This window comes from Burkholderia sp. AU38729 (assembly GCF_020419725.1).
Taxonomy (GTDB): Bacteria; Pseudomonadota; Gammaproteobacteria; order Burkholderiales; family Burkholderiaceae; genus Burkholderia.
In genome coordinates, this window is sequence record NZ_JAIZQO010000033.1 from 1 (window position 1) to 1312 (window position 1312).

Sequence of the window (1312 nt, forward strand, 5' to 3'; positions counted from 1 at the left end):
TGACCCGTCCTGAAATAGGTTGACACTTTTTCGCTGACGCGAAGAGGTGCCAAATGGAGCAAGGGATCAAGCGGACGCAGCGGGACTACAGTCTGGCTTTTAAGCTGTCGGTGGTGGCCCAGGTCGAAAAGGGCGAGCTGACGTACAAAGAGGCGCAGCAGCGCTACGGTATCCAGGGCCGCTCAACCGTGCTGGTATGGTTACGTAAGCACGGCTTGCAGGACTGGGCTGATCCATCCGGCCGTGCGCGATCAGGTTCCACCATGCCAAAGCCAGACTCAAAGCCGCCCACACCGGAGCAGCGCATCAAGGAGTTGGAGACGCAGTTGCGAGAGGCGCAAGAGAAAGCGGCGCTGTTTGAGGCCGTGCTCGACGTGATGCGTAAGGACTACGGAATCACCGTAAAAAAGCCTTCGGGCAGGTCGTCGCGCAAAGGCGGATCAAAAAGCTGAGCGTCGAGCGAGCCTGCCGATACATGGGTATCAGTCGCCAAGCGTATTACAAGCGTTTCCAAAGTGAGGAACGTCGCTGCTCGCAGGCCGAGATCGTGACGACACTAGTGCGGGATGTACGGCTGCGTCAGCCCCGACTTGGGACACGAAAACTGCATCATCTGCTCGGGCCAGCGTTGGTCGAGCGCGGCATCAAGTTGGGGCGAGATCGACTGTTCGATGCACTGCGCGCCGCGCGCCTGCTCGTCGTGCCCCGCCGGGCGTACCACAAGACAACGCAAAGCCATCATCGCTTCCGACGCCATCCGAATTTGCTGAAACCGGGACCAGATCAGATCGTGCCGACCGGCCCAGAGCAGGTATGGGTGGCCGACATCACGTACCTGCCGACGGCTGGCCCGTTTGTATATTTGAGTCTCGTCACGGATGCATTCTCGCGCAAGATCGTTGGCCATCACGTTCACGATAGCCTGCAAACCGAGCAGGTCAGTCAGGCGCTCAAGAAGGCGTTGCGCAGGCGTCGGAGCGGGCAGCCGTTGATCCACCACTCCGATCGCGGGGTGCAATACTGCTCGACCTACTATCAGGACATCCATCGACGTCACGGCTTGCGCTGTTCGATGACTGACGGGTATGACTGCTATCAGAACGCGCTGGCCGAGCGGGTCAACGGCATCCTCAAGGATGAGTTCCTGTTGCAACGTCCTGTTGACCTTGAGCAGGCTGCCAAGATGGTCGAACAGTCGGTGCACATCTACAACCATGAGCGACCGCATACGGCTCTGAAATACAAAACGCCCGATGCGGTGCATCGGGCGTTCTAGCGCCTGGATACTGTCAACCTATTCCAGGACTTGACA

At 58.9% G+C, this 1312-nt stretch carries 1 protein-coding gene; it reads left to right on the plus strand.

Translation table 11 applies throughout. The features are described 5' to 3' along the window. Nucleotides 1–53: 53 nt before the first annotated feature. Nucleotides 54–1276, plus strand: a protein-coding gene (locus LGM56_RS36675) for an IS3 family transposase (protein ID WP_226208209.1) whose coding sequence is annotated in 2 segments (ribosomal slippage) — nucleotides 54–419 and nucleotides 422–1276 — 1221 coding nt in all. Because the reading frame shifts where the segments join, the coding sequence is not laid out codon by codon here. The last annotated feature ends 36 nt before the right edge of the window (nucleotides 1277–1312 follow it).